The organism is Hamadaea sp. NPDC050747 (assembly GCF_040654195.1).
Classification (GTDB): domain Bacteria; phylum Actinomycetota; class Actinomycetes; order Mycobacteriales; family Micromonosporaceae; genus Hamadaea.
The window spans coordinates 12,364-35,582 of sequence record NZ_JBFAHM010000013.1; the positions used below are offsets into that span (position 1 = coordinate 12,364).

Annotated in this window: 21 protein-coding genes; 7 read left to right on the plus strand and 14 right to left on the minus strand. The window is 70.3% G+C overall.

Annotated elements, in window-relative coordinates; all coding sequences use genetic code 11:
- Window positions 1-15: 15 nt before the first annotated feature.
- Complete coding sequence (locus AB0H43_RS28880) at window positions 16-342, plus strand: hypothetical protein (protein WP_360004393.1); 327 nt, start codon at window positions 16-18, stop codon at window positions 340-342.
- 210 nt (window positions 343-552) lie between these two features.
- On the opposite strand, the gene AB0H43_RS28885 is transcribed toward AB0H43_RS28880, so the two are convergent.
- From AB0H43_RS28885 to AB0H43_RS28895, 3 genes are all read right to left on the minus strand, one after another.
- Window positions 553-1,467, minus strand: coding sequence for a hypothetical protein (locus tag AB0H43_RS28885; RefSeq protein WP_360004395.1), 915 nt, complete (start codon window positions 1,465-1,467; stop codon window positions 553-555).
- A 35-nt stretch (window positions 1,468-1,502) separates the two neighbouring features.
- A complete protein-coding gene (locus AB0H43_RS28890) occupies window positions 1,503-1,829 on the minus strand; it encodes a hypothetical protein (RefSeq protein ID WP_360004397.1) in 327 nt (108 codons plus the stop codon).
- 193 nt (window positions 1,830-2,022) lie between these two features.
- Entirely contained in the window at window positions 2,023-2,916 is an 894-nt protein-coding gene (locus tag AB0H43_RS28895) for a heme o synthase (RefSeq protein ID WP_360004803.1), read from the minus strand.
- 410 nt (window positions 2,917-3,326) lie between these two features.
- On the opposite strand from AB0H43_RS28895, the gene tkt reads away from it, so the two are divergent.
- The 6 genes from tkt (at window position 3,327) to pgl (ending at window position 11,688) form a co-directional block, all read left to right on the plus strand.
- Window positions 3,327-5,450, plus strand: a complete 2,124-nt coding sequence (gene tkt, locus AB0H43_RS28900) for a transketolase (protein ID WP_360004399.1) — start codon at window positions 3,327-3,329, stop codon at window positions 5,448-5,450.
- An 11-nt stretch (window positions 5,451-5,461) separates the two neighbouring features.
- Window positions 5,462-6,565: a transaldolase gene (tal, locus tag AB0H43_RS28905; RefSeq protein ID WP_360004401.1), complete on the plus strand. Its 1,104-nt coding sequence runs from the start codon at window positions 5,462-5,464 to the stop codon at window positions 6,563-6,565.
- Window positions 6,566-6,753: 188 nt separating this feature from the next.
- Complete coding sequence (locus AB0H43_RS28910; protein WP_360004403.1) at window positions 6,754-8,373, plus strand: glucose-6-phosphate isomerase; 1,620 nt, start codon at window positions 6,754-6,756, stop codon at window positions 8,371-8,373.
- Window position 8,374: 1 nt separating this feature from the next.
- A complete protein-coding gene (zwf, locus tag AB0H43_RS28915; RefSeq protein ID WP_360004405.1) occupies window positions 8,375-9,925 on the plus strand; it encodes a glucose-6-phosphate dehydrogenase in 1,551 nt (516 codons plus the stop codon).
- Window positions 9,926-9,937: 12 nt separating this feature from the next.
- A complete protein-coding gene (locus tag AB0H43_RS28920) occupies window positions 9,938-10,918 on the plus strand; it encodes a glucose-6-phosphate dehydrogenase assembly protein OpcA (RefSeq protein WP_360004407.1) in 981 nt (326 codons plus the stop codon).
- Window positions 10,915-11,688, plus strand: a complete 774-nt coding sequence (gene pgl, locus AB0H43_RS28925; protein ID WP_360004409.1) for a 6-phosphogluconolactonase — start codon at window positions 10,915-10,917, stop codon at window positions 11,686-11,688. The genes AB0H43_RS28920 and pgl overlap by 4 nt, the downstream gene beginning before the upstream one ends.
- Window positions 11,689-11,752: 64 nt before the next feature.
- Here the strand turns inward: pgl and AB0H43_RS28930 are convergent, their stop codons facing one another.
- The 11 genes from AB0H43_RS28930 to uvrC all read right to left on the minus strand — a co-directional run bounded on the left by AB0H43_RS28930 (window position 11,753) and on the right by uvrC (window position 23,196).
- A complete protein-coding gene (locus AB0H43_RS28930; RefSeq protein ID WP_027347011.1) occupies window positions 11,753-11,956 on the minus strand; it encodes a cold-shock protein in 204 nt (67 codons plus the stop codon).
- 201 nt (window positions 11,957-12,157) lie between these two features.
- Window positions 12,158-12,409 (minus strand): preprotein translocase subunit SecG, encoded by a 252-nt coding sequence (gene secG, locus AB0H43_RS28935; RefSeq protein ID WP_360004411.1) that lies wholly within the window; start codon window positions 12,407-12,409, stop codon window positions 12,158-12,160.
- 106 nt (window positions 12,410-12,515) lie between these two features.
- Window positions 12,516-14,255 carry an ABC transporter substrate-binding protein gene (locus AB0H43_RS28940; protein ID WP_360004413.1) on the minus strand — a complete coding sequence of 580 codons (1,740 nt, stop codon included), beginning with the start codon at window positions 14,253-14,255 and terminating at the stop codon, window positions 12,516-12,518.
- 149 nt (window positions 14,256-14,404) lie between these two features.
- Window positions 14,405-14,836 carry a peptidoglycan-binding domain-containing protein gene (locus tag AB0H43_RS28945; RefSeq protein WP_360004414.1) on the minus strand — a complete coding sequence of 144 codons (432 nt, stop codon included), beginning with the start codon at window positions 14,834-14,836 and terminating at the stop codon, window positions 14,405-14,407.
- A 139-nt stretch (window positions 14,837-14,975) separates the two neighbouring features.
- A complete protein-coding gene (gene tpiA, locus AB0H43_RS28950; protein WP_360004416.1) occupies window positions 14,976-15,761 on the minus strand; it encodes a triose-phosphate isomerase in 786 nt (261 codons plus the stop codon).
- On the minus strand, window positions 15,762-16,967 hold the full coding sequence (locus tag AB0H43_RS28955; RefSeq protein WP_360004418.1) for a phosphoglycerate kinase: 1,206 nt from the start codon (window positions 16,965-16,967) through the stop codon (window positions 15,762-15,764).
- Window positions 16,964-17,971: a type I glyceraldehyde-3-phosphate dehydrogenase gene (gene gap / locus AB0H43_RS28960; protein WP_360004420.1), complete on the minus strand. Its 1,008-nt coding sequence runs from the start codon at window positions 17,969-17,971 to the stop codon at window positions 16,964-16,966. Before gap ends, AB0H43_RS28955 begins: the two co-directional genes overlap by 4 nt.
- Window positions 17,972-18,221: 250 nt before the next feature.
- Window positions 18,222-19,205 carry a DNA-binding protein WhiA gene (whiA, locus tag AB0H43_RS28965; RefSeq protein ID WP_290869451.1) on the minus strand — a complete coding sequence of 328 codons (984 nt, stop codon included), beginning with the start codon at window positions 19,203-19,205 and terminating at the stop codon, window positions 18,222-18,224.
- 148 nt (window positions 19,206-19,353) lie between these two features.
- Complete coding sequence (gene yvcK / locus AB0H43_RS28970; RefSeq protein WP_360004421.1) at window positions 19,354-20,298, minus strand: uridine diphosphate-N-acetylglucosamine-binding protein YvcK; 945 nt, start codon at window positions 20,296-20,298, stop codon at window positions 19,354-19,356.
- Window positions 20,295-21,197 carry an RNase adapter RapZ gene (gene rapZ, locus AB0H43_RS28975; RefSeq protein WP_360004423.1) on the minus strand — a complete coding sequence of 301 codons (903 nt, stop codon included), beginning with the start codon at window positions 21,195-21,197 and terminating at the stop codon, window positions 20,295-20,297. The genes yvcK and rapZ overlap by 4 nt, the downstream gene beginning before the upstream one ends.
- Window positions 21,198-21,264: 67 nt before the next feature.
- Entirely contained in the window at window positions 21,265-23,196 is a 1,932-nt protein-coding gene (gene uvrC, locus AB0H43_RS28980; RefSeq protein ID WP_360004425.1) for an excinuclease ABC subunit UvrC, read from the minus strand.
- Window positions 23,197-23,219: the final 23 nt, after the last annotated feature.

Sequence of the window (23,219 nt, forward strand, 5' to 3'; positions counted from 1 at the left end):
TGCATGATGTGCGGCGTGTCCCCCTCTCTGCGCCGGCGTGCGGTGATCGACCCCGCGGCGCTGGCTGGCGCGGTCGAAACGGCGTTCAGCGCCGACGCGGAGCTCGACTACTGGGGCGCCATCCGGTACGCCGAGGCCGCCGGGCGGGTCGTCGAGGCGATCGCCGCCCTCGTCCGGCAGGGCGAAGCGGCCCAGGCCGCGCCCCTGTTCGAGCGCGCGGCCGAGTTGCTCGCGATCGCCCAGGAGAAGGCCGACGACACGGCCGGCTGCCTGGAGGATCTGCAGCGGCGCCTGCGCGACGGCCTCGACGAGGCGCGCGCCTTCGGCGACTCCCCCGCCTGACTCCCTGCCTGCGTGCCGTACTTGCGCGCCTTACTTGCGTGCCCTACTTGCGTGCCCTACTTGCGTGCCCTACTTGCGCGCCTTACTTGCGTGATCATTGCGCCAGCCACGTCGTTTCAAGCGGCGATTCGTCCGTTGAAACAGCATGCCTGACGCAATGATCACGCGTCACGCGTCACGCGTCACGCGTCACGCGTCACGCGTCACGCGTCAGTCTCGGCGGAGGCGGGCGACGATGGCGTCGGCGAACCGCTCCGCGGCCCCGTCCGCGTACGCGAGGAAGACGCTGGGCTCGGTCAGCTCCAGTTCCACCAGGACGGGCGAGCCGTCGGGGCCGGGGATGACGTCCACCCGGGCGTAGAGCAGGTTGACCGGCGCGGCCGCCAGCACCTGCCGGGCCAGCTCGAACTCCGCCTCGGTCGGGACGCGCGGGGTGATCGCCTCGGGCACGTAGAGGCTTTCGGTCCCGGTGTCCGGCCCGGCCAGCATCGGTCCCTTGCGAATGGCGTGGCTGTATGCCAGCCGCCCGTCCACCGGCGACGCGAAGTGCAGCAGCGCCGTTTCGCCGTACGTGTCGACGGCGGGCAGGTAGGGCTGCACCATGACCAGCCGGCCGGCCTGCTGAAGCCGCTGGACGTGGGCCAGGGCGAGGTCGGCGTCGGCCGGGCCGTAACGGCCGGTGTCCTTGCTCCCCGCGCTGACGGCGGGCTTGACGACGTACTCACCGGCGGGCGGGGTGAACGTGTCGTCCGCGCCGATCCACTGCGTCGGCACGACCGGCACGCCGGCGTCGGCCAGCTCCCGCAGATACCGCTTGTCGGTGTTCCAGCGCACGACGTCGGCGGGGTTCAGCACCCGGCCGGCGGGCAGCCGCCCGATCCAGGTCAGGAACTCGTCGTAACGGTAGAAGTAGTCCCACGGTGAGCGGAGCACGATCAGGTCGTAGGCGGCCCAGTCGGCCTCGGTGTCGTCCCAGATCACCGGTTCGGCCGTCACACGGCGCTCGGCCAGCGGCGCCAGGAGGAGGCGGTCGTCCTCCTCCAGCTCCGGAAGGTCGCGGCAGGTAACGAGAGCGACCCGGGCCGGGGCCCGGGTCGCGTCGCCTACGAGTAAGGGGTTATTCACGCTGCAAAGATTACAAGAGGGGCTGTGCTGAACGATCAGCGGGCGAGCTGCCGCCGGCCCATCGAACGCCACAGGTCGTTGCTCGGCCGCATCAGCTCCACGAGCTCGCGCTCCCAGCCGTTTTCCACCGGCACCCCGGCCTCCTCGCACGCGGCTCGTGCGACATCGGTGCTCGGCGCGACCAGGTCTCCCCAGCCGCCGTCGTTGCCGACGAGTACGACGCGCGCCCCGCGCCGCCCGAGGTATTCGATGACCGCCTTCGCCCCGCCGTGCTCACCGGCGAATCCCTTGATCCCGGAGACGAGGTTCTTCTCCTGGGCCGGAGATTCGAGGGTGAGGGTCGTATCGGAACCATCTGCCATGCCAAGCACCATAAGCAGAACGTCACGCCCCGCGGCGCGTTCGCGGGCCTTCTGTGACACGTGTTACGACGCGACACCAGAGTGGTTAACGGGGAATGTCCAATTTCATCCGGGCCAATACCGGACATAGCAGACCATCAAAGTGGCACGTGCAATCGCCGCTCGCCAAATCGGGCGTGTCCGGACAGGCGGGTTAGATCACGGCATCGATGGCGATCGCGACAAAGAGCAACGTCAGGTACGTGGTGGACCAGTGGAACATCTTCATCGGCCGCACCTTCTCCCCGCGGCGGGCCTGAGCGTAGAGGTCCCAGGCCTGCTTGAGGAAGAGGACGCCGAGCACGATCGCCGGAACGCCGTAGATGAAGCTCATCCCGAACGGCCACAACGCCACCGACGCCACCAGCGTCAACGCCGCGTAGATCACGCTCTCCAGGCCGACCCGCTTCAGCGAGCGTACGACCGGCAGCATCGGGATGCCGGCGCGGGCGTAGTCGTCACGGAACTTGATGGCCAGCGCGTAGAAGTGCGGCGGCTGCCAGAGGAACACGATGGCGAACATCAGCCAGGCCGCCCACGACAGCGAGCCGGTCACCGCCGCCCAGCCGATCAGCACGGGAGCCGCTCCGCAGGCGCCGCCCCAGACCGTGTTCTGCCAGGTGGTCCGCTTCAGCCACAGGGTGTAGACGACGTCGTAGTAGACGACCGCCGCGACCGTCAGCGCGGTCGCCAGCCAGTTCGTGAAGACCGCCATCAGCACGGTGGACACCGTCGCCAGGGCGAGCCCGAAGACGAGCGCCGACCGCGGCGACACAGTGTGCCGCGGCAGCGGCCGCCGCGACGTACGCCGCATCAGCTGGTCGATGTCGCGGTCGATGTAGCAGTTGAGTGCGTTGGCCGCACCGGCCGCCAGCGATCCGCCCACGAGCACGACCAGCATCAGCCCGATCGAGGGGACGCCACCGGCGGCGAGCATCATCGCCGGGACGGTCGTGACGAGCAGCAGCTCGACGATGCGCGGCTTGGTCAGCGCCACGTACGCCGATACGACGCCACGCACGGAACGCCGCGCCTGCGAACCCTCGATGACTGCGGGTTCGTCGGTGGTGGCGGCGTCGCGCGGGGGGAGATCAACAGGAGAGGCCGGCTCAGCGGCGAGCGTGCTCACCGCTAGAGGGTAAGCCAAGCACCTGCGCAGACCTTTTCAGCCCCGCCGAGGTGCGACCGATCACACCTACCGGTCGGTCCGGCTCGATGCGGCGTGGTCAGCCGCGAGGACCGGGCTCGACCGGGGACAGCACCGTTACAGCGCCCGATTCCGCATAGCACGCCGCGCCCGGGGGAAGTGAGGGAGATCGCGTACGCACCGTGCACACGATCTGTAGGGTCTGAGGGGAAAGGCGACACCGTGGCCGCCCGAGACACACTCCGGCCGGAAGCTCACGCTGTTCCTGCACATCTGGCGAACAGCCGCGAGCGCTGGCCGGACCAACACATATGCAGGGAGCAGGAAGCACCGTGGCCGAGTTGAGTTGGTCTGATCTTGATAAGCGCGCCGTCGACACGATCCGGGTGCTGGCCATGGACGCGGTCGAGAAGTCCGGCAACGGGCATCCCGGCACGGCGATGAGCCTGGCGCCCGCGGCGTACCTCCTCTTCCAGAAGGTGATGCGCCACGATCCTGCCGATCCGCACTGGCTGGGCCGGGACCGGTTCGTCCTGTCCTGCGGGCACAGCAGCCTGACCCTCTACATTCAGCTCTACCTGAGCGGCTACGGCCTGCAGCTGTCGGATCTGCAGCAGTTGCGGCAGTGGGGCTCGCTGACCCCCGGCCACCCCGAGTACAAGCACACCCGAGGCGTCGAGACCACCACCGGCCCGCTCGGTCAGGGCATCGCCAACGCGGTCGGCATGGCGATGGCGGCCCGCCGCGAGCGCGGCCTGCTCGACCCGGAGCCGGCCGTCGGCCAGAGCATCTTCGACCACCACATCTTCGTCTTCGCCTCCGACGGCGACATCGAAGAGGGCATCAGCCACGAGGCCAGCGCCATCGCCGGCCACCAGAAGCTCGGCAACCTCATCATGATCTACGACGACAACGAGATCTCGATCGAGGACGACACCCGCATCGCCAAGTCCGAGGACGTCGTCGCGCGGTACGCCGCGTACGGGTGGCACACCGCCCGCGTCGACTGGACCCGGACCGGCAAGTACGAGGAGGACGTCGAGGCGCTCTGGCAGGCGCTCCAGGACGCCAAGGCGGAGACCGACCGCCCGAGCTTCATCGCACTGCGGACCATCATCGGCTGGCCGGCGCCGAACAAGCAGAACACCGGCAAGATCCACGGTTCGGCACTGGGCGCCGACGAGGTCGCCGCGACGAAGAAGATCCTCGGGTTCAACCCGGAGGCCAGCTTCGACGTCGCCGACGAGGTGCTCGCGCACGCCCGTGAGGTCGGCGACCGGGGTGGCGAACTCCACGCCGCCTGGCAGAAGAAGTTCGACGAGTGGAGCGCGGCCAACCCCGAGCGGACCACCCTGCTCAAGCGCCTCCTCGCGCGTACCCTCCCGGAAGGCTGGACCAAGTCGCTGCCGGAGTGGGCCGTGGGCAGCAAGGCGATCGCGACCCGGGCCGCCTCGGGCGAGGTGCTGACCAAGCTGGCGCCGGTCCTGCCGGAACTGTGGGGCGGTTCGGCGGACCTCGCGGAGAGCAACAACACCACGATGAAGGGCGAGCCGTCGTTCATCCCCGCAGAGTTCGCGACCAAGGAGTTCCCGGGCGACGAGTACGGCCGGACGCTGCACTTCGGCATCCGCGAGCACGCCATGGGCGGCATCCTGAACGGCATCGCGCTGCACGGCAAGACCCGGCCCTACGGCGGCACCTTCCTGGTCTTCAGCGACTACATGCGGCCCTCGGTCCGCCTCGCGGCGCTGATGGGCCTGCCGGTGACCTACGTGTGGACGCACGACTCCATCGGGCTCGGCGAGGACGGCCCGACCCACCAGCCGATCGAGCACCTCTCGGCGCTGCGGGCGATCCCGGGGCTCGACGTGGTCCGCCCGGCCGACGCCAACGAGACCGCGTTCGCCTGGCGGGCCGCACTGGAGCACGTCGACCGGCCGACCGGGCTGGTGCTGACCCGGCAGGCGCTGCCGGTGCTCGACCCGGCCGACGTGTCCTACGAGGACTTCATCAAGGGCGCCTACGTCCTGGCCGAGGCCGGCAACGGCAAGCCGCAGGTGATCATCATGGCGACCGGGTCCGAGGTGTCGATCGCGCTCACCGCGCGGGAGCGCCTGGAGGCCGAGGGCCTCGCCACTCGCGTCGTCTCGGTGCCGTGCCAGGAATGGTTCCGGGCGCAGGACCGCGAATACCGTGACCAGATCCTGCCGCCGAACGTCAAGGCGCGGGTCAGCGTCGAGGCGGCCGTCGAGATGTCGTGGCGCGACCTGGTCGGCCCCGACGGCGAGTCGGTGAGCATCGAGCACTACGGCGCGTCCGCGCCCTACCAGGTGCTGTTCGAGAAGTTCGGGTTCACCCCGGACAACGTGGTGGCGGCCGCCCGCGCGAGCCTCTCGCGTACCGGGGCCATCAAGGGCGAGACGACCGGGAACTGAGGAGACTGGTGATGGCAGGCAACCTTGCGAAGCTGTCCGCCGCCGGAGTGGCGGTCTGGCTGGACGACATCTCCCGGGAACGGCTGCACGGGGGCGGATTGGACAAGCTGCGTACCGAGCAGCACGTCGTCGGCGTGACGAGCAACCCGACCATCTTCGCCGCCGCGCTGGCAGGCTCGGAACTGTACGCCGAGCAGCTGCACGACCTCGCCGTCCGCAAGGTCACGGTGGACGAGGCCGCCCGGATGATCACGACGTACGACGTGCGCTGGGCCTGTGACGTGATGCGCCCCGCGTACGACGCGTCCGAGGGCACCGACGGCCGGGTCTCCATCGAGGTGGACCCGCGGCTGGCGATGGAGACCGACGCGACCGTCGCCGAGGCGAAGCAGCTGTGGTGGCTGGTGGACCGGGAGAACCTCTTCATCAAGATCCCGGCGACCGTGCCGGGTATCCCCGCCATCACGCAGACCCTCGCGCACGGGATCAGCGTGAACGTGACGCTGATCTTCTCGCTGGAGCGCTACCGGGCCGTCATGGACGCCTGGCTGACCGGGCTGGAGCAGGCCAAGGCCAACGGGCACGACCTGACCAAGCTGGAGTCGGTCGCCTCGTTCTTCGTGTCCCGGGTGGACACCGAGGTCGACAAGCGCCTGGAGAAGATCGGTACGCCCGAGGCCCTGGCGCTGCGGGGCAAGGCCGCCGTGGCGAACGCCCGGTTGGCGTACCAGGCGTACCTGGAGGTGGCCGGCGGTGAGCGCTGGGCGGCGCTGAAGGCGGCCGGAGCGCGACCGCAGCGGCCGCTCTGGGCGTCGACGGGCACGAAGAACCCCGACTACTCCGACGTGCTCTACGTCGACGACCTGATCGCGCCGGGGACCGTGAACACGATGCCCGAGAAGACGATGCGGGCCGCCGACGATCACGCGACCGTCTCGGCCGACACCATCACGTCCCACTTCGCCGACGCCCAGCAGGTGCTGGACGACCTGCGCGCGGTCGGCGTCGACATGGACGACGTCGTCGAGGTGCTGGAGTCCGAAGGCGTGGACAAGTTCGAGGCCAGCTGGACCGAGCTGCTCGACGGAATCGCGGCGAAGCTGGAGCAGGCATGACATCCGGAATCATCGACAACTCCCGCCGGACGGTGATCGCATGAAATCGCGGAGCGAGTTCATCATCAGGCACAGTGCTGCTCAGGCGAGCGCCGGCCGCAGGTCGGTGATCGCATGAAATCGCGGAGCGAGTTCATCATCAGGCACAGTGCTGCTCAGGCGAGCGCCGGCCGCAGGTCGGTGATCGCATGAGTGAGGTTGAGTTCGCTGCCGGGTTGGCGGTTCGGGCGGACAGCGTGGACGCCCCGGCCGCGACGCAGGTCCGGGACGAGCTGGTCGCGGCGGGCGTACCGGCGAAACTGGCGGCCCAGGATCCCTCGCTGTGGGGTCCGGCCGCCGAGGCCGAGGCGTCGATCCGGCTGGGCTGGCTCAACGCCGCCGAGGTCAGCCGGGCGCTGCTTCCGCAACTCGCCGAGCTGGCCGCCGAGCTGGCCGACCTTGATCACGTCGTGCTCGCCGGCATGGGCGGCTCGTCGCTGGCCCCCGAGGTCATCTCGCGTACGCTCGGCCGCCCGCTCACGGTGCTCGACACGACCGACCCCCACCAGGTACGCGCGGCGATCGCCGACCGGCTGGACCGGACGGTCGTCGTCGTCGCGAGCAAGTCGGGGTCGACCGTCGAGACCGACAGCCACCGGCGGGCGTACTGGCAGGCGTTCCTGGACGCCGGGCTCAGCGAGGCCGAGGCGGGCCGCCGGTTCGTCATCGTGACCGATCCGGGCTCTCCGCTGGCGGAGACCGCCCGCGAGATGGGCGCGTACGTGGTGCTCGCCGATCCGAACGTCGGCGGCCGCTACTCGGCGCTGACCGCGTTCGGCCTGGTCCCCACCGCGCTCGCCGGGGTGGACGTGGCCGAGCTGCTCGACCAGGCCCTGGCGTTGACGCCGAGCCTGGCCGAGTCGGACGGCAACCCCGCGCTGGCGCTCGGCGCCCTGCTCGGCGCGGCCGCGCAGGCCGGCCGGGACAAGGTCAGCCTGGCCGAGGATGGCAGCGGCATCGTCGGTCTCGGCGACTGGGCCGAGCAGTTGATCGCCGAGTCCACCGGCAAGCAGGGCCTCGGCATCCTGCCCGTCGTGGTGGAGTCGCCGACCGCGCCCGGCGCCACCGGCGACGACGTGCTCAGCGTGCTCGTCGGTGGAGCGCAGGACGTGACCGCTCCGGCCGCGCCCGGCACCGTGGCGGTCAACGGCCCGCTCGGCGCCCAGTTCCTGGCCTGGGAGTACGCCACCGCGATCGCCGGCCGGATCATCGGGATCGACCCGTTCGACCAGCCGAATGTGACGGAGTCCAAGGAGAACACCAAGAAGATCCTGGGGTCCGGTACGCCGATGGTGGCGGCCACCTTCACCGACGGCCCCGTCGCCGGCTACTGCTCGGCTGACGTGTCCGATGTGGAGTCAGCGCTGCGGTGGCTGACCGAGCAGGTCGGCCCGGACGGCTACCTGGCCGTCATGGCGTACCTGGACCGGGTCGCCGACGCCCAGGGCGCCGAGGTGCGCCCGCTGCTGGCGACCGCGACCGGGCGGCCGGTCACCTTCGGCTGGGGTCCGCGCTTCCTGCACTCGACCGGCCAGTTCCACAAGGGCGGCCCGCAGGTCGGCGCGTTCCTTCAGATCACCGGGGCGGTCACCGACGACCTGCCGGTGCCGGGGCGCCCCTACACCTTCGGCGAACTGCAGGCGGCGCAGGCCGCCGGGGACCGCCAGGCGCTGGCCGGCCGGGGCCGTCCCCTGCTGCACCTGCACCTGACCGACCGGCGGGCCGGGCTGGCCCGTCTGCTCGACGCCGCCCGTACCTTGGGAGCCTGACGTGTCTCTCACCCGGAGAAAGGAAGAGTCGGGGCCGCGCAATCCGTTGCGCGATCCGCAGGACCGGCGGCTGCCTCGCATCCCCGAACCCTGCGCCCTGGTCATCTTCGGCGTGACCGGTGACCTGTCCCGCAAGAAGCTCCTTCCCGCGATCTACGACCTGGCGAACCGGGGGCTGTTGCCGCCCGGCTTCGTCGTTCTCGGGTACGCCCGGCGGGACTGGGGTGACGGCGAGTTCGAGGACTTCGCCCGCCAGCACGCGCAGGAACACGCGCGTACGCCGTGGCGGGAAGAGGTCTGGCAGCGCCTGGTCGGCAACATCAAGTTCGTGGCCGGGTCGTTCGACGACGACGCCGGCTTCGACCACCTGGCGGCCACCCTGGACGAGCTGCGCGAGACGCACGGCATCAAGGGCAACGCCGCGTTCTACTTCTCCATCCCGCCCGCCGCCTTCCCGACCGTGCTCAAGCAGCTCGAGCGGACCGGCATGGCGAGCAACGAGCAGTCCGGCGGCTGGCGCCGGGTCGTCGTGGAGAAGCCGTTCGGCAACGACCTGGAGTCGGCGAAGAAGCTCAACGACCTCGTCGACGACGTGTTCACCGCGCCGGACGTCTTCCGGATCGACCACTACCTCGGCAAGGAGACCGTCCAGAACATCTTGGCGCTGCGGTTCGCCAACGCGTTGTTCGAGCCGGTCTGGAACACGAAGTACGTCGACTCGGTGCAGATCACCATGGCCGAGGACGTCGGCATCGGCACCCGGGCCGCGTTCTACGACTCCGTCGGCACCGCCCGGGACGTGCTGCAGAACCACCTGTTGCAGTTGCTCGCGCTGGTGGCGATGGAGGAGCCGACCAGCTTCGACGCCAGCGAGATCCGGGCGGAGAAGCTGAAGGTGCTCCGCGCCATCAAGCTGCCCGGCGACATCGCCACCGGCACCGTACGCGGTCAGTACACCGCGGGCTGGGTGGCCGGCGAGCCGGTGGCCGGCTATCTGGAGGAGTCCGACGTCCCCCCGACCTCGACGACCGAGACGTATGTCGCCGTCGAGCTGGGCATCCAGAACCGCCGCTGGGCCGGGGTGCCGTTCTACATCCGGTGCGGCAAGCGCATGCCCCGCCGGGTGACCGAGGTGGCGATCCTGTTCAAGAAGGCGCCGCACCTGCCGTTCAACCCCGACGACGTGGAACTGCTCGGCAACAATCAGCTGGTCATCCGGGTGCAGCCGGACGAGGGCGTCGTGCTCAAGTTCGGCTCGAAGGTCCCGGGCACCGCGATGGAGCTGCGGGACATCGCGATGGACTTCTCCTACGGCGAGGCGTTCACCGAGGCCAGCCCGGAGGCGTACGAGCGGCTCGTCCTGGACGTGCTCATCGGCGACCGGACGCTGTTCCCGACCGCCGACGAGGTCGAGGAGAGCTGGCGCGTGGTCGACCCGCTCGAAGAGGCGTGGGCCGGCACGAAACCCGACCCCTATCGGGCCGGCACCTGGGGGCCGATCGAGGCGGACGAGATGCTGGCCCGCGAGGGCCGCACCTGGCGCCGGGCTTAGGAGGACTGGAACATGTTGGCTCTCTGGGACACGACCGGGGCCGAGGTCGTCCGCAAGCTCGCCGCCGAACGGCACTCGGCCGGCGGTGTCGCGAGTGGACTGGCGTTGACGCTGGTCGTCGTGGTCGAGGAGGCTCGCGTCCGCGCGGTCGAGGACGCCGCGACGATCGCCGCCGCGTCGCACCCCTGCCGTCTCATCGTGGTCAGCCGGATCTCGCCGACCGCCGGGAAGTCCCGGCCCGGTGTCGACCCGGCCAAGGACCGGCTGGACGCCGAGATCATCGTGGGTGGGCGGCTCGGCCCGGCCGAGGCCGTGGTGCTGCGCATGCACGGCGGCGTCGCCCAGCACGCCGAGAGCGTCGTCATCCCGCTGCTCGCCCCGGACGTCCCGGTGGTGACCTGGTGGCACGGCGCTCCCCCGGACCGCATCGCCGAGGACCCGCTGGGCGTCGTCGCCGAGCGGCGGATCACCGACGTCGCCCAGGCGGCCGATCCGATGGCCGCATTGCGCCAGCGAGCGGTCGACTACGCCCCGGGGGACACTGACCTGGCCTGGACGCGTACGACGCCGTGGCGGACCCTTCTGGCGGGCGCGTTCGACACCGTGGCCGAATCCGCCACGGCGGTCACCGTGACGGCGCCCGAGGACGACCCGGTGGCCGCGTTGCTGTCGGGTTGGCTCTGCGCCCGGCTCGGCGTCAGCCCGACCCTGAAGCCCGGAGCGCGGCTGGATCAGGTCGCGGTGTCCCTCGGCGACGGTTCCGAGCTGTCGCTGACCCGTAACGAGGGCACCGCGGTGCTCTCCCGGACCGGTTCGCACGATCGGGTGCTGCCGCTGGTGCACCGGCGACTCGGCGAGGAACTGGCCGAGGAGCTGCGCCGGCTCGACGCCGACCAGATCTACGCCGCCGCGCTCGAGGCCGCCACCGGCACCAACGGGCTCAACGAGCGCCTGGGTCAGCGCGTCGGGGTGAAGGACCTGGTGAACGCGTGAGCGCGGAGCACGCCGTCATCGTCCACGCCGACGCCGACCTCCTGGCTGAGGCGGTCGCGGCGCGGCTGATGGTCAAGCTGATCGACGCCCAGTCGGCCCGCGGCAGCGCGAGCATCGTGCTGACGGGCGGGCGCGTCGCCGCCGCGGTCTACCGGGCCGTGGCGGCCAGCCCGGCCCTCGGGGCGGTCGACTGGTCGCGGGTGGACGTCTGGTGGGGCGACGAACGCTTCCTGCCGGCCGGCCACCCTGATCGCAACGAGACGCAGGCGCGCCAGGCACTGCTCGACCAGGTTCCGCTCGATCCCGCGAGGGTACGCCCTATGGCGCCGTCGGACGGGCCGGACGGGGACGATCCGGAGGCCGCCGCCGCTCGGTACGCCGCCCAGCTGGCCAGGGCGGCGGAGGGCTCGGCCGAGCTGCCCTACTTCGACCTGCTGCTGCTCGGTGTGGGCGAGGACGGGCATGTCGCCTCGGTCTTCCCGGAGCAGCCGGCCGCCTACGAGTCCCGCCCGGTCGCCGCCGTACGCGGAGCGCCGAAGCCGCCGCCGGTGCGGGTCACCCTCACGCTCCCGGCGATCAACACGGCCGACGAGGTCTGGCTGATCGCCGCCGGGGCGGGCAAGGCGGCCGCCATCGGGATGGCGGTGTCCGGCGCCGGAGCGGTGCAGGTGCCGGCCGGTGGCGTCGAGGGCGTCGGGCGTACGTTGTGGCTGCTCGACCGGGCCGCCGCGGCTCAGCTGCCGGCGAAGGCGCTGAGCCTGCGGTCCTGATCGGGACCCAGAACCGCGAAAGGCCCCCGCACCAAACGGTGTGGGGGCCTTTGCGTGAGTCTGATCAGAGCGGGCGGACCTGCTCGGCCTGGGGGCCCTTGGCTCCCTGAGCGATCTCGAACTCAACCCGCTGGTTCTCCTCCAGGCTGCGGTACCCGCTGCTCTGGATGGCCGAGAAGTGAACGAACACATCCGGGCCGCCGTTGTCGACCGAGATGAAGCCGAAGCCCTTGTCCGCGTTGAACCACTTGACGGTTCCCTGTGCCATGTTGCGCCTAACTCCCTTGGTGGGTTACTTCCACGTGCGTCTGCATCGTGACCTTTAAGCTGCGGAGCACGCGAAACCTTCCCAAAAGTGCTGGTCAGGCGGCGCGAGTGAACCACGTACGCAAAAAGATGCCATCAGCCTAGCGCATCCCTGCGGCCTATGGGTGCACGGTGGGCCGGAACACGCCGAACGGGTGGATGATTACTTGACTTCCAGCTTGAGCCAGAGGCCCAGACCGACGATGCACGCGAACCAGATGACACCGACCAGAACGGTGTAGCGGTCCAGGTTCTTCTCGGCCACGGACGACCCGGCCAGGTTGGAGGAGACGCCGCCGCCGAACATGCTCGACAGGCCGCCGCCCTTGCCCCGGTGGAGCAGGACCAGCAGGGTCAACAGGCCGCTCGTGATGAGCAGGATCACGATCAGCGTGTAGGCGAACCAATTGGGCACGGGAGGTCCTCTCGGAGGGCGTTGTCGGGGATCAGAATAGCCGGAGCGAGGCGCGGGAGCACACCCCGGTGGGCATGCTCCCGCGAAGACTCGGCTCAGCCGGCGATCAGGCCGAGCCGGACTGGCCCGGGTTCTTCAGGCCGATGGCGCTCAGGTCGGGCTGGGCGAACATGGGCGAGATGAAGACGTTCGTCACGTTCGAGCCGTAGATCCTCTGAGCCACGGCGTAGACGACCGGGATGGCGGCGGCCTTCTCCATGATCTTCTGGTCCAGCTCACCCCAGAGCTTGTACTGCCGCTCCAGGTCGGGCTCGGCGACCGCCTCGTCGATCAGCCGGTTGATCTCGTCGTCGTTGAAGAACGAGTAGTTGTTCGTGCCCGTCTCCCCCGGCGCCGGCAGGTTGCGGCCGTCGAACAGGGCCGGCAGCACGGCCGAGCCGTTCGGGTAGTCCGGCACCCAGCCCGCGAAGATCAGGTCGAAGTTGAGGCTGGAGTCGGAGACGTCGTGGTAATACGTCTTGTAGGTCACCGGCACCGCCTCGACCTGGATGCCGATCCGGAGGTACATCTCGACGACCGGCTTCATCAGCCGCTTGATCGCCGGGCTGTCCCGGTACGCCACGCGCAGCTTCTTCGGGCAGTCCTTCGCCTGCTTCAGCAGCTCGGCGGCCCGGTCGATGTCGCCGTCCGGGCGGGTGTTGGTGCCGTAGACGTCGAAGTCCTTGTGCGCCGCCAGCGACGGCGGGATGAACGAGGTGGCGAGCTCGCCGGAGATCGAGCCGCCAAGCGCCGTGCGGAGCTTGCGCTTGTCGAAGGCGTACGAGAGGGCCTGGCGGCACTTGACGTCTTTGATCTTGCGAGTGTTGATCGCGAAGAAGCGCACCGCGCCGGTGGTGCCGGTGGCAGTCCGGGCGGCCAGCTCGGGGTCGTTGACGACCTGCTGGAGGAAGTTCGGGGCCACATCCTGGTCGATCATGATCCCGGAGTGCTCCGGGCCTTGATCGGCGATCAGCTTGTTGGTCTCCTCGGCGGAGTCGTTCGCCGCCTGGACGATGATCTTGTCCGGGTACGCCTTGCGCACCGAGTCTGTGCCCGCGTCCCAGTTGTCGTTGCGGACCAGGGTCAGCGTGGTGTCGCTCCGGTCGGAGATCTTGTAGGGCCCGGACGAGAACGGCTTCTCGTCATAGGCCGGCCGGTCCTTGCCCTCGATCTCCTGACGCACCGGGGCGAGCCCGGTGAGCGCAGCGACGTAGCCGAAGTCGCCCACCGCCTGCTTGAGGTGGTACTGCACCGTCTTCTCGTCGACGCACTCGACGGCCTTGATGCCCTGGCCGCCGTTGTTGCCGTTGAGGAACGGGCCCTTGTAGTCCTTGGGCGCGTCCAGGTAGCTGCGGACGTAGGGCAACCCGTCCTGCATCAGCTCGGAGAAGTTGCGCTCGGCGCCGTACTTGAGGTCCTTGCAGGTGACCGGGGTCCCGTCCTCCCACTTCACCCCGTCGCGGAGCTTGAACTCCCAGGTCTTGTTCCCGTCCGACGGCCGCCCGGTGTCGGTGGCCAGGTCGGGGACGATCTCGCTCGCGGCGTCGCCCGGCTCGGCCTTGGTGGTCGTCAGCGTCCGGGTGATCAGCCGGCTGATGTTCACCTCGAGCGCCGCGTTGATGATCTGCGGATCCAGGTGATCGGGCAGGGCCCCGACGAAGACGGTGAGGGTGCCGCCCTTCGCGGGGGCGTCGGCCTCCGTGCTGGCGGCCGAGTCGCAGGCGGCGACGCCGCTCAGGACCAGCGCGGCGGTGACCCCGTATGCGGCCCGGCGTCGCCAGGAGGGGGCGGTGACATGGCGGTGCATGCGCGTCCTCATGGGGGGTGGGGATGGGACGCCAGACACTCTATGGTTTACGCCTCGCGCGCGGGAACCCGGGCGGCCTTTCGCAACCAACTCCTGACCTTGACCTGACGCAAGGTCAGGAGTCGATGACTCAGCGCGTCAGCGCCGGATCACAGCAGCCGGAAGCAGCGCAGCTGGTTGAAGTCGTTCCGGGTCGCCCAGTACATGACCGACCGGGTGTTCGGCCCGTAGACCCCGTCCGCGCTGATGCCGTACGCCGACTGGATGGACGCGACCTTCGCCTTGGTGGCCGGGCCGTAGACCCCGTCCACGGTCAGGCCGGTCTGGTAGCAGTCGTTGAGCTCCCGCTGGAGCACCTTCACCGCCGCGTTGGCGATGCCGGACTGCAGGTGGCAGTCGACACTGCTGCCGTAGGACGGGACGCTGGCGGACAGCCGCTCGCCGGTGTAGGGGTCGATGCCCGTCGTCGCCTTCAAAACCGAGCTCGTGCAGACCGGCGTCGCCGCCGCGGCCGGTGACGCCGGCACCAGTACCGTCGCGCACACGACGAGCGCGGCCGCCACCGCGATGACTCGTTTCATGGTTCCTCCCGTGAATTCGGTCCGAAGTGGACCTTGACCTCGCGATCGTCGGATCGCGACAACGAGAGTTTTCCATGAAGCAGTTCGGCGCGACGCCCCACCGGGACATCGCGCCGAACTCCGCTGCAAGCCGGGCGGATCAGGCCGCCTTGGCGTACCGGACGATCCCGGCGAACTCCTCCGGGACCAGGCTGGCCCCACCGACCAGGGTGCCGTCCACATCGGGCTGCTCCATGATGCCGGCCGCGTTCGCCGCCTTCACCGAGCCGCCGTAGAGGATGCGCACCTTCTGCGCGACGTCGGCGCCGAAGGTCTCGGCGATCCGGCCCCGGATCGCGCCGATGACCTCCTGCGCGTCCTCCGCGCCGCAGGTCTTGCCGGTGCCGATCGCCCAGACCGGCTCGTACGCGACGACGACCTTCTCGACCTGCTCGGCCTTGAGTCCGTCCAGACCCCCGTCGAGCTGGGCCAGGGTGTGCGCCACGTGCTCGCCCCGCTCCCGGATCTCCAGGCCCTCGCCGACGCAGAGGATCGGCGCGATCTCGTTGGCCAGCGCCGCCTTGACCTTGGCGTTGACCAGCGCGTCGTCCTCGTTGTGGTATTCGCGCCGCTCGGAGTGGCCGACGGCGACGTACTGGCAGCCGAGCTTGGCCAGCATCGCCCCGGAGATCTCCCCGGTGTACGCCCCGGACACGTGCGCCGACAGGTCCTGCGCGCCGTAGCCGATGAGCCACTTGTCGCCGTCGATCGCCGTCTGCACGCTGCGGATGTCCGTGAACGGCGGCAGCACGACGACCTCGACGTCGGTCAGCTCCTTCTCGGTCAGCGTGTGGGCCAGCTTCTGGACCAGCGCGATGGCCTCGAGGTGGTTGAGGTTCATCTTCCAGTTGCCGGCCATCAGGGGCCGGCGCTTCGCCTCAGCCATTCACTGCTCCAGTGCTTCGATGCCCGGGAGGTCCTTGCCCTCCAGGAACTCCAGGGACGCGCCACCGCCGGTCGAGATGTGGCCGAAGCCGCTCTCGTCGATGCCCAGCGCGCGCACCGCCGCCGCCGAGTCGCCACCGCCGACGACGGTGAGCCCGTCGACCTTGGTGATCGCCTCCGCGACGCCCCGCGTCCCGGCCGCGAACGGGGCCAGCTCGAACACGCCCATCGGGCCGTTCCAGAAGACCGTCTTCGCGCCGGACAGGGCGTCGGCGAACTCGGCGACCGAGGCGGGGCCGATGTCGAGGCCGAGCCGGCCGGCCGGGATCTCGGTCGCGGACACGGTCTGCGTGGCGGCGTCAGCGGCGAACTTGTCCGCCACGACGACGTCGGACGGCAACAGGATCTTGCCGTCTGCCCGCTCCAGCAGCCCGCGGCAGGTGTCGACCATCTCGTCCTGCAGCAGCGAGGCGCCGACCTCGTGGCCCTGGGCCTTGAGGAAGGTGAAGCACATGCCGCCGCCGATGAGCAGCCGGTCCACCTTCGGCAGCAGCGCCTCGATGACGGCCAGCTTGTCGGAGACCTTCGAGCCGCCGAGCACCACGACGTACGGCCGGGCCGGGTCGCCGGTGAGCGTCCGTAGCACCTCGACCTCGCGGAGCACGAGGCCGCCGGCGTAGTGCGGCAGGCGCGCCGGAACGTCGTAGACGCTGGCGTGCTTGCGGTGCACCGCGCCGAACGCGTCGTCCACGTACGCGTCCCCGAACGCGGCGAGCTGGTCGGCGAACGCGCCCCGCTCGCCGGCGTCCTTGCTGGTCTCACCGGCGTTGAAGCGCAGGTTCTCCAGGAGCGCGACCTGTCCGTCGGCCAAGCCGGCGACGGCCGCCTGAGCGGACTCCCCGACCGTGTCGGTGGCGAACGAGATCGGCGAGCCGAGCAGCTCACCCAGCCGCTCCGCGACCGGCTTCAACGTGTACGCGGGGTCCGGAGCACCCTTCGGGCGACCGAGGTGCGACATGACGACGACCTTCGCGCCCGCGTCCCGCAGGGCCACGATGGTCGGCAGGACGGCCCGGATGCGGCCGTCGTCAGCGATTTCCGCCGGGTCCGATCCCTTGACGAAGGGGACGTTCAGGTCGGCGCGCACGAGCACGCGCCGACCCGAGACTCCCTCGTCCAGCAGAGTGTCGAGGGATTTGATCGTCACAGCGAGGCGCCCACGAACTTCACGAGGTCGACCAGGCGGTTCGAGTAGCCCCACTCGTTGTCGTACCAGCCGACGACCTTCACCAGGTTGCCCCCGGTGACCTTGGTCAGGCCGGCGTCGAAGATGCAGGACGCCGGGTCGGTGACGATGTCCGAGGAGACGATGTCGTCCTCGGTGTAGGTCAGGTAGCCCTGAAGCGCACCCTCCGACGCGGCCTTCACCGCGGCGTTGACCTCCTCGACCGTGGTGTCACGGGCCGCGGTGAAGGTCAGGTCGGTCGCCGAGCCGGTCGGGATCGGCACGCGCATCGCGAAGCCGTCGAGCTTGCCCTTCAGCTCCGGCAGCACCAGGCCGATCGCCTTCGCGGCACCGGTCGACGTCGGGACGACGTTGACGGCGGCGGCGCGGGCGCGGCGCAGGTCCTTGTGCGGGCCGTCCTGCAGGTTCTGGTCCTGCGTGTACGCGTGGATCGTGGTCATCAGACCCTTCTCGATGCCGATCGCGTCGTTGAGCGCCTTGGCCATCGGGGCCAGGCAGTTCGTCGTGCACGAGGCGTTCGAGATGATCGTGTGCGCGGCCGGGTCGTACTTGTCCTGGTTCACGCCCATGACGAGGGTGATGTCCTCGCCCTTGGCCGGAGCCGAGATGATGACCTTCTTCGCGCCGTTGTCGGCGTGCACCTTGGCCTTGGCGGCGTCGGTGAACAGACCGGTCGACTCGATGACGACGTCGGCGCCCAGGTCGCCCCAGGGGAGCTTGGCGGGGTCGCGCTCGGAGAACACCTTGAACGACTTGCCGTTGACGGTGATGTCCTCGTCGGTCGCCTTCACCTCGTACGGCAGCCGGCCCAGAATGCTGTCGTACTTCAGCAGGTGCGCCAGGGTCGCGTTGTCGGTCAGGTCGTTCGCGGCGACCAGCTCGATGTCCGCGCCCGACTGCAGCAGCGCCCGGTAGAAGTTCCGGCCGATACGGCCGAACCCGTTGATGCCAACCCGGATGGTCACGTGTCCCATCTCCTCGCTAGCGCCGGCGCTGACGGCCGGCGGCCGATATTTCTGTCCGGCAGCGTCGCCTTCCGTTCCGACCCTATCCCAACGACTGTGTCCCAGGTCCGCGGGGCTGACAGACCGTCGCTCCCGTCGGGCACCGGTCGGGCCGGTAGACGGCCCTCCCTGCCGGCTTCGCGGGCCGTGCAGCACGCCCCGCGCCCCGCTGCGAGGCTCGCGGCGGGGCGACGGTAAGCCGAGGGGCGGGCTAGACGGAGAGCATGTCGGGGGTGACGGCGGCTTCGGTGTCCGGGATGCCGAGATCGCGGGCTCGCTTGTCGGCCAGCGCCAGCAGACGGCGGATCCGGCCCGCGATCGCGTCCTTGGTCAGCGGCGGGTCGGCGAGCGCGCCCAGCTCCTCCAGCGACGCCTGCCGGTGCTCCAGCCGCAGGCGGCCGGCGCTCGTCAGATGCCCGGGGGCGTCGTCGGCGAGGATCTCGAGCGCCCGAGTCACCCGGGCCGCAGCCGCGACCGCCGCCCGCGCGGAGCGCCGCAGGTTCGCGTCGTCGAAGTTGGCCAGCCGGTTGGCCGTCGCCCGCACCTCACGGCGTACCCGTCGCTCTTCCCAGGCGAGCACACTCGCGTGCGCGCCGACCCGGGCGAGCAGCGCGGCGATCGCGTCGCCGTCCTTGACCACGACCCGGTCCACCCCGCGGACCTCGCGGGCCTTGGCGGTCGTGATGCCCAGCCGCCGCGCCGAACCGACCAGCGCGAGCGCCGACTCCGGACCGGGGCAGGTGATCTCCAGCGCGCAGGACCGGCCGGGCTCGGTCAGCGAGCCGTGCGCGAGGAACGCTCCCCGCCACGCCGCGACCTGGCAGCACATGTTGCCGGAGACGACGTGCGGGGGCAGGCCCCGGACCGGGCGGCCACGCACGTCGAGCAGGCCGGTCTGCCGGGCCAGCGCCTCGCCGTCCTTGACGACGCGGACGATGTAATGACTGCCCTTGCGCAGTCCACCGGAGGCGAGGATGTGGATCTCGCTCGGGTACCCGTAAAGGTCGGCCACGGTGGCCCGCAGTCGCCGGGCGACCGCCCCGGTGTCGAGTTCCGCCTCGACGACGACCCGGCCCGAGACGATGTGCAACCCGCCCGCGAACCGCAGCAGCGCGGCCATCTCCGCCCGCCGGCAGCACGGCTTGGGCACGTCCACCCGGCTCAGCTCGTCCTTGACCGCCGCGGTCATCGCCATCGTGTCACTCCACCTCATGCCTCGTGCTTCGGGTCGCCTCGGGCGCTCAGGCCACGCCCGGCGCCGCGCTCCTGCGCGCCGGTCGTCAGTGCTTAACGAGCGGTGCGGCGGCTCCGCACTGCCTTTCTCCGCCAACACTCCGCGTTCCTCACGCGTTCCCCGCTCCGAACAGTGGCTCCAGGGCCTTGGCCAGGGCGGGGGGATCGTGCCTCGGCACATTCCGGCCGACGGCGAGCCGGCCGAGGGCGAGCCGCGCGCCCAACGACCGCGCCGCTGCCCCGACCGTCGCCGGATCCTCGACGGCGTCGCCGTCAGCAAGAACAATATCTGCCCGGAAATCAGGCAAGTAACGGGTCAACGCCCCGAGATGGTCGGCGAGCGACAAACCACCGGTTTCGCCCTCAGCCGCCAGATTCAAGGTGATCAACCGTTTTGCCCGAGTCTTCACGACCGCCGCCGCCAGCTCCGGAACCAGCAGATGCGGGATGACGCTGGTGTACCAGCTCCCCGGCCCGAACAGCAGCCAATCAGCCGACAGCACCGCGGCCACCGCCTCCGGACAGGCCTGCGGCGCCGGGGGCAGGAGGCGTACCACCTCGATGTCGCCGGGCGACACCGCGATCTCATGCTGGCCCTGGATGGTGACCAACTCCTGCGGCCGGGCAGGATCACCGCCCCGGATGTCGGCCTCCAGCGTGACGGGCAACCGGCACATCGGCAGCACCCGCCCCTGCGCGCGGACCATCGCGGCCCCGTGCTCCAGCGCGGTCACCGGGTCGCCGAACTGCTCCATCAGGCCCAGCAGCACGATGTTGCCGACGGGGTGACCGGCGAGGGCGTCCGTCCCGGCGAAACGGTGCTGGAACAAGTCCGCCGACCGGCGGCTCACCGGGTCGTCGGCGGCCAGCGCCGCCAACGCCTGCCGCAGATCCCCCGGTGGCAACGCCCCGCGGTCCAGGCGCAGCCGGCCACTGGACCCGCCGTTGTCCCCGACCGTGACGATCGCGGTGATGTCGAGCGGCGTGGGGATCGCCCGCAGCGCCCGCAACGACGCCGACAGGCCGGTCCCGCCTCCGAAGGCGACGATCCTCACTCGCGCCCCAGATCCCGGTGCTGGGCGCTCGCGACCACCCGCAATTCCCGCAGACGCCGCGCCAGCTCCTCGGCGATCGCGACACTGCGGTGCTTACCGCCGGTGCAACCGACGGCGACAGTGAGGTAGCGCTTGCCCTCCCGTTCGAATCCCGGCGCGGTCGCGTTGATCAGGCGGGCGTACGTCTCGACGAAGGTCGCCGCACCCCGCTGGCCCAGCACGTAACGACTGACGTCACCGTCACGGCCGCTGTGGTCGCGCAGCTCCGGCACCCAGAAAGGGTTCGGCAGGAAGCGTGCGTCCAGCACGAAATCGGCGTCCGGCGGCAGACCGTACTTGAACCCGAAGGACAGCACGGTGACGCGCAACTTCAGCGCGTCCTCGCCGGCGAACAACTCCTCGACCCGGCTGCGCAGCTGGTTCACGTTCAGGTGACTGGTGTCGATGACGACGTCGGCGAGATCCCGGGCCTCGGCGAGCAGATCCCGCTCGGCCGCGATCCCGTCGGACAACCGGCCGTTGCCCTGCAACGGGTGCGACCGGCGGACGTTCTCGAACCGGCGGATCAGCACGTCGTCGTCGGCGTCCACGAAGACCACGCGGGGAGCGAACCCCCGCTCGCGCAACGCCTTGACCGCCCCGGCGAGATCCGTCGAGAAAGCGCGGCTACGCACGTCGAGCACCATCGCCGTCTGACGGGCCGCCCCGCCGGCCGCGTGCGCCAGCTCGGCCATCTGCACCATCAGCGTCTGCGGAAGATTGTCGACGACGTAGTAGCCGACATTCTCCAGCGCCCGGGCGACGGTCGACCGGCCACCGCCGGACACCCCCGTCACGATCACCAAGTCGGTCTGCGACCGCGAGACCGCCTCCGCGGCCGAGGTCTCGGCTTCCGTCACCGCTTGCCACTCCCCTGCCCGGATCCCCGCGCACGACCCGGCAGGCCGCGGCGCCCCGCCGGAGAGTCTACCGAGGTGGTTCGGGGGTCTGATCGGTGGCTTTGGGGTCGCTGTCGGGTTTGGCCTCGCCGTGCAGGGCCGCGAGCACGGCCGCCGCCGTCCGCGGCCCCATGCCGGGCACCGACGCGATCTCCTCCAGCGACGCCGCCCCCAGCTTTTTGACCGAGCCGAAATGGCGGAGGAGGGCCTTACGGCGTACCTCGCCGAGGCCGGGGACCTCGTCGAGCGCCGAGGTCGTCATGCGCTTCGACCGCCGCTGGCGGTGGAACGTGATGGCGAACCGGTGGGCCTCGTCGCGTACGCGTTGAAGCAGGTAGAGCCCCTCCGAACTGCGCGACAGGATGACCGGCAGATCGTCGTCGGGGAGCCACACCTCCTCCAGCCGCTTGGCCAGCCCGCAGACGGCGACGTCGACGACGCCCAGCTCGGCGAGCACCGAGGCGGCTGCGTTGACCTGGGGCTGCCCACCGTCGACGACGACCAACTGCGGCGGGTACGCGAACTTCTTCGCCCGCCCGTCGTCGTCCAGCGACGGTTCGGCGTCCCGCTCGGCCAGGTACGCCGCGAAGCGCCGCCGGATGACCTCGGAGATCGCGGAGACGTCGTCGGTCGCGCCCTTGATGATGAAGCGGCGGTATTCGCTCTTCCGGGCGAGCCCGTCTTCGAAGACGACCATGCTGGCGACGACGTCGGTGCCCTGGATCTGGGAGATGTCGAAGCACTCGACGCGCAGTGGCGCGGTCGGCAGGGCCAGTGCCTCGGCGATCTCCTCCAACGCGGCGCTGCGCGCCGTGAGGTCGGTGGCACGCCGCAGCTTGTGCCGGGTCAGCGCCTCCGCCGCGTTGCGCGCGACCGTCTCCATCAGCGTCTTCTTGTCTCCCCGCTGCGGTACGCGCAGCGACACCCGTGATCCGCGCCGATCGGCCAGCCAGGCTTCCAACGCGTCGGCGTCGGCGGGCAGTTCCGGGACGAGCACTTCGCGCGGGACGTCGGCGCCCTCGGCGGTGTCGCCGTAGATCTGCGAGCAGAAGTGGTGCACGAGGTCGCCTGTGGTGAGCTGCTCGGTCTTCTCGACCACCCAGCCGCGCTGGCCGCGCACCCGGCCGCCGCGCACGTGGAAGACCTGGACCGCCGCTTCGAGCTGATCCTCCGCGAACGCCACCACATCGGCGTCGGTGCCGTCACCGAGGACGACCGCCTGCTTCTCCAGCGCCTTGCGGGCGGCGCCGAGGTCGTCACGGAGCCGGGCGGCCCGCTCGTAGTCCATCTCGGACGAAGCGGCGAACATCTCCCGCTCCAGCCGCTTGAGCAGCTTGTCGGTGCCGCCCGCCATGAAGTCGCAGAACTCGTCGACGATCGCCCGGTGTTCCGCGGCGCTCACCCGGCCGACGCACGGCGCGGAGCACTTGCCGATGTAGCCGAGCAGACAGGGCCGGTCGATCTGATGCGCCCGCTTGAACACCCCGGCACTGCATGTGCGGGCTGGGAAGACCCGCAGCAGGAGGTCGAGCGTCTCGCGGATGGCCCACGCGTGCGAGTAAGGGCCGAAATAGCGCACGCCCTTACGCTTCGCGCCTCGCATCACCTGCAGGCGCGGGTATTCCTCGTCGAGGGTGACCGCCAGGAACGGGTACGACTTGTCGTCGCGGTATTTGACGTTGAACCGCGGGTCGAACTCCTTGATCCAGGCGTATTCGAGCTGGAGCGCCTCCACCTCGGTGCCGACCGTCACCCAGTCCACTGAGGATGCGGTGGTGACCATCTGCTGCGTCCGGGGGTGCAGCGACCACAGGTCGGCGAAGTAGGAGTTGAGCCGTTGGCGCAGGCTCTTGGCCTTGCCGACGTAGATCACCCGGCCGCTCGGGTCGCGGAACCGGTAGACGCCCGGCGACTCCGGAATGGTGCCGGTGGCAGGGCGGTACGTCGAAGGATCGGCCACGCCGCAAGCCTACTCAGGACGGC

What these genes read in the sequence shown, in the direction of transcription:
- AB0H43_RS28890 (WP_360004397.1), bottom strand. Translation starts at nt 1,829, where the DNA reads ATGGCAGATGGTTCCGATACGACCCTCACCCTCGAATCTCCGGCCCAG.
- tkt (WP_360004399.1), top strand. Translation starts at nt 3,327, where the DNA reads ATGCAGGGAGCAGGAAGCACCGTGGCCGAGTTGAGTTGGTCTGATCTT.
- tal (WP_360004401.1), top strand. Translation starts at nt 5,462, where the DNA reads ATGGCAGGCAACCTTGCGAAGCTGTCCGCCGCCGGAGTGGCGGTCTGG.
- AB0H43_RS28910 (WP_360004403.1), top strand. Translation starts at nt 6,754, where the DNA reads ATGAGTGAGGTTGAGTTCGCTGCCGGGTTGGCGGTTCGGGCGGACAGC.
- AB0H43_RS28920 (WP_360004407.1), top strand. Translation starts at nt 9,938, where the DNA reads ATGTTGGCTCTCTGGGACACGACCGGGGCCGAGGTCGTCCGCAAGCTC.
- AB0H43_RS28930 (WP_027347011.1), bottom strand. Translation starts at nt 11,956, where the DNA reads ATGGCACAGGGAACCGTCAAGTGGTTCAACGCGGACAAGGGCTTCGGC.
- AB0H43_RS28940 (WP_360004413.1), bottom strand. Translation starts at nt 14,255, where the DNA reads ATGCACCGCCATGTCACCGCCCCCTCCTGGCGACGCCGGGCCGCATAC.
- AB0H43_RS28945 (WP_360004414.1), bottom strand. Translation starts at nt 14,836, where the DNA reads ATGAAACGAGTCATCGCGGTGGCGGCCGCGCTCGTCGTGTGCGCGACG.
- tpiA (WP_360004416.1), bottom strand. Translation starts at nt 15,761, where the DNA reads ATGGCTGAGGCGAAGCGCCGGCCCCTGATGGCCGGCAACTGGAAGATG.
- whiA (WP_290869451.1), bottom strand. Translation starts at nt 19,205, where the DNA reads ATGGCGATGACCGCGGCGGTCAAGGACGAGCTGAGCCGGGTGGACGTG.